General features: G+C 62.5%; 7 protein-coding genes. 5 read left to right on the top strand and 2 right to left on the bottom strand.

Annotated features, from left to right (window positions below; genetic code table 11):
- Window positions 1-58: 58 nt before the first annotated feature.
- Window positions 59-499: an AAA family ATPase gene (locus tag V2I08_RS19860; RefSeq protein ID WP_349636494.1), complete on the bottom strand. Its 441-nt coding sequence runs from the start codon at window positions 497-499 to the stop codon at window positions 59-61.
- A gap of 86 nt (window positions 500-585) precedes the next feature.
- Window positions 586-3,573: an excinuclease ABC subunit UvrA gene (gene uvrA, locus V2I08_RS19865; RefSeq protein WP_349636495.1), complete on the bottom strand. Its 2,988-nt coding sequence runs from the start codon at window positions 3,571-3,573 to the stop codon at window positions 586-588.
- 129 nt (window positions 3,574-3,702) lie between these two features.
- Between uvrA and V2I08_RS19870 the strand changes: the two genes are divergently transcribed.
- From V2I08_RS19870 to V2I08_RS19890, 5 genes are all read left to right on the top strand, one after another.
- Window positions 3,703-4,845 carry a DNA cytosine methyltransferase gene (locus V2I08_RS19870; protein ID WP_349636496.1) on the top strand — a complete coding sequence of 381 codons (1,143 nt, stop codon included), beginning with the start codon at window positions 3,703-3,705 and terminating at the stop codon, window positions 4,843-4,845.
- Window positions 4,832-5,650: a GIY-YIG nuclease family protein gene (locus V2I08_RS19875; RefSeq protein ID WP_349636497.1), complete on the top strand. Its 819-nt coding sequence runs from the start codon at window positions 4,832-4,834 to the stop codon at window positions 5,648-5,650. Before V2I08_RS19870 ends, V2I08_RS19875 begins: the two co-directional genes overlap by 14 nt.
- An 88-nt stretch (window positions 5,651-5,738) precedes the next feature.
- Entirely contained in the window at window positions 5,739-6,785 is a 1,047-nt protein-coding gene (locus tag V2I08_RS19880; RefSeq protein ID WP_349636498.1) for an ArsO family NAD(P)H-dependent flavin-containing monooxygenase, read from the top strand.
- 92 nt (window positions 6,786-6,877) lie between these two features.
- Window positions 6,878-7,744, top strand: a complete 867-nt coding sequence (locus tag V2I08_RS19885) for an aminoglycoside phosphotransferase family protein (protein ID WP_349636500.1) — start codon at window positions 6,878-6,880, stop codon at window positions 7,742-7,744.
- 527 nt (window positions 7,745-8,271) lie between these two features.
- Window positions 8,272-8,619: a UrcA family protein gene (locus tag V2I08_RS19890; RefSeq protein ID WP_349636499.1), complete on the top strand. Its 348-nt coding sequence runs from the start codon at window positions 8,272-8,274 to the stop codon at window positions 8,617-8,619.
- Window positions 8,620-8,947: the final 328 nt, after the last annotated feature.

Raw genomic sequence — 8,947 nt, forward strand, 5'->3', positions numbered from 1 at the left:
TCGTCCCGTCCACGCCGCCAGTGCCGTCGCCCGCCAATCCAGGCAAACTACGCCGCTGTCATGAATAAGCCGGGCTAGCTTTTTGACCGTCTAATTCTGTGCCATTTACAAGACATAAAAGCTTGCTGTTTCCGTCTTTATTTATAAATTGGGATAAGAAAACCTTTACTGAATTATCAGTAATATTACCTTGGCTGTAAGTATCAACAACAAAAAATACCTCAGAATCATCTTTTCGGTCTAATTCAACAGTAACCGAAATTTGTATTTCATCTGCTGTAAGCCATTGAGTAACGTCTTTAGAATATGATATCCCTCGATTCATTCGAGCAAAAAAAGGTTCATCATCTCTACTATCAAAGAAGTATTGTATAATTCTCACTACTGCTGATTTGCCAGCGTTGTTTTGACCAGATATCGCGCAATAATTCGGACGAAAATTTAATTCAAAATTCTCTAATGTACGAAAATTCTTTGCACCTATTGAACAGATCTTCAAATGCCAACTCCCCCCTGAACGTTTGAAGGATGTTACGATGACAACTGGAAAAGGGTCAATATATACTTTCTCATCGAATCTATCGTTTACTCCGCCGCCACACTCTCCAACCCCAGCAACGGCGCCAAATAATGCCCCGTAAAGGAGCGCGGTTCCTTCGCGACCTTTTCCGGCGTGCCTTCGGCCACGACTTCGCCGCCTTTGACCCCACCTTCCGGCCCCATGTCGATGATCCAGTCCGCCGTCTTGATGACGTCCAGATTATGTTCGATCACGACGACGCTATTGCCCTGGTCGACCAGCGCGTGGAGGACTTCGAGCAGTTTGCGGACATCTTCGAAATGCAGGCCGGTGGTGGGTTCGTCGAGGATGTAGAGCGTCTGGCCAGTGGCGCGGCGGGCGAGTTCCTTGGCGAGTTTGACGCGCTGGGCTTCGCCGCCCGATAGGGTCGTGGCCTGCTGGCCGACCTTGACATAGCCCAGGCCCACTTCGGCGAGCATGGCCATCTTGTCGCGGATGGGGGGGACAGCCTTGAAGAATTCGACCGCATCCTCGACCGTCATGTCGAGCACGTCGGCGATCGAGTGGCCCTTGAACTTCACCTCCAGCGTTTCGCGATTGTAGCGCGCGCCGTGGCACACGTCGCACGTCACATAGACGTCGGGGAGGAAGTGCATCTCGATCTTGATCAGGCCGTCGCCGGTGCAGGCTTCGCAGCGGCCGCCCTTGACGTTGAAGCTGAAGCGGCCGGGTTTGTAGCCGCGCGCCTGGGATTCGGGCAGCCCCGCGAACCAGTCGCGGATGTTGGTGAAGGCGCCGGTATAGGTGGCCGGGTTGGAGCGGGGGGTGCGGCCGATGGGCGACTGGTCGATGTCGATCACCTTGTCGCAATGTTCAAGGCCCGTCACCTTGTCATGCGCGCCGGCCAGGATGCGCGCGCCGTTGAGGGCGCGGGCGGAGGCGGCGTAGAGCGTGTCGATGGTGAAGCTGGACTTGCCGGAGCCGGAGACGCCGGTGATGCAGGTGAAGGTGCCGAGCGGGATCGACGCCGTGACGCCGCGCAGATTATTGGCGCGGGCGTTGTGGACGGTCAGCTTCTTGCCGGTGCCCTTGCGGCGTTTCTTGGGCACTTCGATGCGGCGGGTGCCGTTGAGATAATCGGCGGTGAGGGAGTTTTTGGCTTTCAGGATCTGCTTGAGCGTGCCTTGCGCGACGATCTCGCCGCCGCGAATGCCGGCGCCCGGTCCCATGTCGACGATATAGTCGGCGTGGCGGATGGCGTCTTCGTCATGCTCGACGACGATGACGCTGTTGCCGAGGTCGCGCAGGCGTTTGAGGGTGACGAGCAGGCGGTCATTGTCGCGCTGATGCAGGCCGATCGACGGTTCGTCGAGGACGTAGAGGACGCCGGAGAGGCCGGAGCCGATCTGCGAGGCGAGGCGGATGCGTTGGGATTCGCCGCCGGATAGCGTGCCGCTGGTGCGGTCGAGGTTCAGATAGTCGAGGCCGACATTGTTGAGGAAACCGAGGCGCTCGACAATTTCCTTGAGGATGGCCTTGGCGATCTGGTTCTGCTGGTCGTTGAGCTTGGCGGGCATCGCGGTGAAGAAGGCGAGCGCGTCCACCACCGAGCGGCGGGTGGAGAGGGAGATGTCCTCGCCCGCGATCTTGACCGCGAGGGCTTCGGGTTTGAGGCGCGCGCCGTGGCAGGTCTCGCAGGGCTGGGCGCGTTGATATTTGCTCAGTTCCTCGCGCATCCAGGCGGATTCGGTTTGCAGGAGGCGGCGGTTGAGGTTGCCGATGACGCCCTCAAACGCTTTTTTCACTTCGTAGCTTTTGCGGCCATCCATGAATTTGAGCGTGACCGGCTTGCCGCCGGTGCCGTGGAGGATGATGAGCTTGATCTCGCCGGGGAGGTCGGCCCAGGGGGTGTCGAGGCTGAAGCCGAACTCCTTGGCGAGGGAGCCGAGGACTTGCATATAATAGGGCGAGGGCGGGTTGGACTTGGCCCAGGGGACGACTGCGCCTTTTTTGAGGGAGAGGGCTTCGTTGGGGACGACGAGTTCGGGGTCGAACTCCTGCCGTTCGCCAAGGCCATCGCAGGCGGGGCAGGCGCCCATGGGGGCGTTGAAGGAGAAGAGGCGCGGCTCGATCTCGGCAATGGTGAAGCCGCTGACGGGGCAGGCGAATTTTTCGGAAAAGACGATGCGGTTGGCGGGGACTTCCGCGCCTTTCATCTTCTTCTTTAGCCCCTCCCCTTCAGGGGAGGGGTTGGGGAGGGGCTGTGCATCGACGAGAGCCCCCACCCCCGGCCCCTCCCCTGAAGGGGAGGGGAGAAGATTTGCGACATTGCCATCCGCCAGGTCCACATAGGCCAGCCCATCCGCCAGCTTGAGCGCTTGCTCAAAACTGTCGGCCAGGCGCGTGCCCATGTCGGGGGCGACGGCGAGGCGGTCGACGACGACTTCGATGTCATGCTTGTACTTCTTGTCGAGCGCGGGGGCGTCTTCGATCAGCATCATTTCGCCGTCGATGCGGACGCGGGTGTAGCCCGCCTTCTGCCACTCCGCGAGTTCCTTGCGATATTCGCCCTTGCGCCCGCGCACGACGGGGGCGAGCAGGTAGAAGCGGGTGCCTTCGGGCAGGAGCATCACGCGGTCGACCATCTGGCTGACGGTCTGCGCGCTGATCGGCAGGCCGGTCGCGGGGCTGTAGGGAATGCCGACGCGCGCCCAGAGCAAGCGCATATAATCATAGATTTCGGTGACGGTCGCGACGGTGGAGCGGGGATTGCGGCTGGTCGTCTTCTGCTCGATGCTGATCGCGGGGCTGAGGCCCTCAATATGTTCGACATCGGGCTTCTGCATCATCTCCAGAAACTGGCGCGCATAGGCGGAGAGCGATTCCACATAGCGGCGCTGCCCCTCGGCATAGATGGTGTCGAAGGCGAGCGAGGATTTGCCCGACCCCGAAAGCCCGGTGATGACGATCAGGCTGTCGCGGGGCAGATCGACATCGACGCCCTTGAGGTTGTGTTCACGCGCGCCGCGGACGGAAATGTGGGTAAGGCTCATGAGGGGCGTTGTTCCAGATTTGTTCTTGCGCTGCAAGCGCCGCTAATACACAGTGCTCGCAAATGGGATGGTGTCCCGCAATGGACAAGCGGACTTGCTTATATAGTTTAGCTTGGCAAGGTGGCCGATATGAGCGAACGGACATTTTACGAGTTTTTCGCCGGTGGCGGGATGGCACGCGCCGGGTTGGGGCAGGGGTGGCGGTGCCTGTTTGCCAATGATTTCGATCCTAAGAAAGCGGCATCCTACGCCGAAAATTGGGGCGGTGATGTGCTGCATGTGGGGGATGTCGCCAACGTTGCCACCAACCAGCTACCAGGCCATGCCGATCTCATTTGGGCGTCCTTCCCATGCCAGGACTTGTCTCTGGCGGGCAATGGCGCTGGCCTGGGTGGCGCGCGATCCGGCACTTTCTGGCCGTTCTGGAACCTTGTAAAATCTCTTCGTGATGAGAAACGCAAGCCACGGACCATCGTGTTGGAGAATGTCTGCGGATTGCTTACATCCCATGGCGGTGCCGATTTTGCCGCGTTGTGCAATGCGATTGGTGACGCTGGCTATTGGTTCGGCGCGCTGGTGATCGACGCCCAGCATTTTGTGCCCCAATCCCGGCCGAGGCTTTTTCTGGTCGCGGTCGATCAATCCATGAATATACCCGGCCATGTTATCAGCCCCTATGCTGTCGATATGTGGCACCCCCATCGACTACGCACCGTGCAGGCTACTTTGCCAGAACGGCTGCGGTCGCGCTGGCTCTGGTTCGCGCCGCCCGTTCCAAAACCGTCCGCTACTCGTTTGATCGATATCATCGAGGATGAGCAAACCGGACCATGTTGGGCAAGCGAGGCCGATACGGCGCGGTTGCTTGGGATGATGAGCCCGGTCAACCGCGCGAAGATAGATTTGGTTATGGCCAATCGCCATCGCAGCGTCGGTGCGGTCTATAAGCGCACACGCATGGAAGCTGGCCGTAAGATGCAAAGGGCCGAAGTGCGGTTCGATCTTGCAGGGTGCCTGCGCACGCCCGGTGGCGGTTCCAGTCGCCAGATCATTATGATGATCGAGAATGGCAGGGTGCGGTCGCGGTTGATGTCGGCGCGGGAGACGGCGCGCCTGATGGGTTTGCCGGATCGTTACAAACTGCCGGAACGATATAATGATGCCTATCATCTGACAGGGGACGGCGTGGCGGTTCCTGCCGTTCGTTATCTGGCGGAAAATATATTATTGCCCGTGCTGAACTTGAGGGAGCCGCATATTGTTGCCGCCTGATGAAAAGGACGGTCGAAGGAAGCGGCAGGTTGCGGACATTGCAACGCATAAGCCTCCTGACGAAACAGTGCAGCTTCGCGCAGAACTCAACAGGTTCAAAAACCAGAAGCTGTCCCAATTTATCGATAATCCTCCGCTAACGAAGAAGGGGGACTCCATCACCGTCGGCGCCGTGAGATGGGGCGTTTATGCGTTTTTCGACTATGATGGTGAGCCTATTTATGTCGGGCAGACCCGCGAGAGCCTGGGAAGCCGGATCGGTCGGCATTTAACGAACCAACGTACAGACGCGGTCGCTATGTCCGTGCTCGATCCATTTGAGGTTCGCACGGTGAAAGTCTGGGCGTTGCACCAATATCAGGACGTGAAGGGTTACCCTAAGCGTAACGGTCGAGCGCGCGAAGCCGCAGATCATCTCAACAGGTTGGAACGAACCGTATTTTTGCGCTTGGTCGAGGAGAGCGATTTCGGCCGGATATTGAATGAGAAAGATCCGCCCGACGTGGAAATTTGCGACTTGCCCGCGAGTATAGAGGGCGAAATCGTGAGCGCTGAGGCTGTGCGGTTTCGTCAACACCCTGATTTACGCATCGCCCGGCGCGCGCAGACAATTGCGCGGCTGGCCCATATCATTGCGGGACGGGACGTGCAGGCGGGCCTCCGCAGGGCCTTGGCGACACAGGCGGACAGGTTGGCCTGGCTGGCCAATGAGCGGTTCAGGGCGCTTGGCGGCGAGGCTGCCGTAGAAGAGCGGGATGCCGACGAAGATCTGGAAGAGGATATTAGCATGGACCAAGCCGAATGAATATGTTTGGCATCGTCATCGACGACGAGATGGTTCATGCAGGCGGCCTTCCCAAAGCGGATGATCTTCAGCGTTGGCTTCAGGCCTGATGGCCGCACCGCGCGATATCGTCATCATCGGGGGCGGGCAGATGGGGCTGTCGCTGGGCTATTATCTGCGCCGGGCGGGGGCGGATTTCCTGATTTTGGATGCGGAAGACGGGCCGGGCGGGGCGTGGCGGCATGGGTGGGAGTCGTTGCGGCTGTTTTCGCCCGCTGGCTATAGTTCGCTGCCCGGCTGGCTGATGCCGCCGCCGGCGCATGAAGGCTATCCGACGCGCGATGACGTGCTGGCCTATTTGCGGGACTATGAGGCGCGCTATGCGCTGCCGATCGAGCGGCCGGTGCGGGTGGCGGCGGTCGAGCGGGCGGGCGATGCTCTGGCGGTCGTGACCGACAAGGGGCGCTTTGCCGCGCATAAGGTGGTCAGCGCGACGGGCACCTGGTCGCACCCCTATATTCCCGACATGGCGGGGCGAGCGCTGTTTGCGGGGGTGCAGGTCCATTCCGCGCATTATGTCGGGCCGGATGCCTATACCGGGCAGAGCGTGCTGGTGGTGGGCGGCGGCAATAGCGGGGCGCAGATCGTGGCGGAGCTGGCGCCGGTGGCGCGCACAAGCTGGGTGACGACGCAGGAGCCGCTGTTCCTGCCCGACGATGTCGATGGCCGGGTGCTGTTCGAACGGGCGGTGGCGCGCATGAAGGAGGCCCCAAGCGATGTGCCGGTGGGCGGCATTGGCGATATCGTCATGGTGCCGCCGGTCAAGGCAGCGCGGGCGCGCGGTGACCTGAACACCCGGCGGCCGTTCACGCGGATGACGGCGATGGGCGTGGTGTGGCCGGACGGGTCGGAGACAAAGGTCGATGCGATCATCTGGTGCACCGGCTTTCGCCCGGCGCTGGCGCATCTGGCGGGGCTGGGCGTGGTGGAGGCGGATGGCCGCGTTCTGGTGGAGGAGCAGCGGTCGATCAAGGAACCGCGGCTGTGGCTGGCGGGCTATGGCGACTGGTGCGGGGCGGGATCGGCCACGCTGATGGGCGCGGCGCGGACGGCGCGGGATCTGGCGGCGAGGTTGGTCGAGGCGCGGGCGGTTTAGGGGAGGGGGGCTGTGCGGGGCGGAGGGGGGCGCGTTCCTCCCGCCGCAAAAGGGCTGGCCAAGCGCGCCTTGCTGCGGCACATCGCGCGGTGATGCGCCTGCCTGATCCTTCCACCTTCATCGCCGCCGGGGCCAGTGCCGAGGTGTTCCGGCTGGGCGAGGGGCGGGTGTTGAAGCTGTTTCACGACGGGATCGACCCCGGCATCGTCGCGCGCGAATATGCGATCGCGCGGGCGGTGCAGGCGAGCGGGCTGCCGGTCGCGCGCGCCTATGACCTGCAGGAAGCGGGCGGGCGGCAGGGGATTATCTATGCCGACATGGAGGGGCCGGATCTGCTGGCCTATATGGCGCGCAATCCGCATCGCGGGCGCTGGGCGCTGGGCGAGATGGCGCGGTTGCAGCAGCGGATTTCGGAATGCCATGTGCCGACGCTGCGCAGTCGCAAGGCGATCTTGCGCGTCGACATAGAGGCCGCGCCCGTGGGCGAGCGGCTGCGCGCGGCGGCGGTCGACCGGCTGGACCAGCTGAACGAGGGCGATGCGCTGTCGCATGGCGACCTGCACCCCGCCAATCTGATCGTGACCGAGGACGGGCTGGCGGTGATCGACTGGTCGCGCGCGGCGCGGGGCATGGCGGCGACCGATGTGGTGCGGACCGAGATGGTGATGCGCTTCGGGCCGGGCGGGGACGCGGGCGAGGGGGCCGTGTTGGGCTGGGCCGCAGCGAAGATGCGCGATGCGGCGAGCGCTTATTATGTGCGGCGACACCGGGCGCTGACCGGGCTGGACCCCGAAGCGCTGGCGGCGTGGCGGGCGCTGGTGGCGCTGGCGTGGATGCGGCAGCGGGCGCCATCGCGCGATGCGGCGTTCGAGGCCTATCTGGTGGAGGCTTTGCAGGTGGCGGGGCTGCCGCCGCTGGAGCGGGACGAGCCGCCCATGTCGTTGGTCGGGCCAGATTGACGGTTGATCCCGCGTCCATGCCGCCCACCGGGTGGCAGGGGCCGGTCATCGAACGGAGGGCGCGCGGGGCGGGCGTGGCGCTATGATGAGGCCAAGTTCAGCGACGGTTCAGCGCCGATGGTGTCGTCTCTTAACTGACAGTTTATCCTGATCCCGGTGTGCCCGACAGCAACCTGGATACGCCCCCGGCCATCCCTTGCGCCGGGGGCGTTTTCTATTGCCCCTTCCATCGTTACGATTCGCGCTTTCCGTTACGGCAGATGTCGTTTGTCGGGCGGTCGCATGTCGTTCGTCCTGCGGTTTGTCGGCGCGATTTTGCGCTTCGTCGGTGCAGGCGTCGTTCGCCGATGACGCGGGCTGCCGGTCGAAGCGGGCGGGCATCGGGCAGGGCGCGGGGCTAAACAGAATGGGCGAACGGGGCAGGATGCCGACCCCAAGACCCCGGCTCCCTCCGTTCGCACCCCGGCCCGCTGCGCAGCCCCCCATTTGGCGGCGGACCGGCCAAACCAGATTTTTTGAGGAGATAGATGATGTTTCGTTCGACCCTGTTTGCCGCCGCCGCTTCCGCCGTGCTGTTCGCCAGCGCCGGTGCCGCTTCCGCCGAGGATTTCGTGTCCAACGGCCGCACCGCCCAAGTCTATCATGGCGACCTTGACCTTTCGAACCCCGCGCATCAGGCGCAGTTGCGCAGCCGCATCGCCCGTGCCGCCAGCCGCGTGTGCTCCACCAGAGAGCTTGCCACGCTCCAGGCGTGCAAGGCCAAGGCGATGGCCCGCGTCGAAGCGCCGATCAGCGCGGCGATCGCGCGGGCCGAGACGCGCGAACGCTATGCCGATGCGCGGGGCAAGGATGGGCTGCCGCTGGTGGCGAACTGATCGGTACGGCAACGTGACAAGAAGAAGGCCCGGTGATCGCCGGGCCTTTTTTTGTGGTTCGGCATCCTCCCCTGGCAGGCAGGGCTATCGCATATGGCACCCAACCTATCCAAAGTCGTCACCCTGAACTTGTTTCAGGGTCCATTTCTCCCCACGAGCCGACGCTCCTGAGGCACGATGGATGCTGAAACAAGTTCAGCATGACGAATGAAAATGGGTGCGTTCCATATGCGATAGGCCTCCCCTGGCAGGGGAGGTGGCAGGGCGTAGCCCTGACGGAGGGGTGTCACGCTCTCGATAGGGTGACACCCCTCCACCACTTCGTGGT

This window comes from Sphingobium sp. MK2 (assembly GCF_040170545.1).
GTDB lineage: Bacteria > Pseudomonadota > Alphaproteobacteria > Sphingomonadales > Sphingomonadaceae > Sphingobium.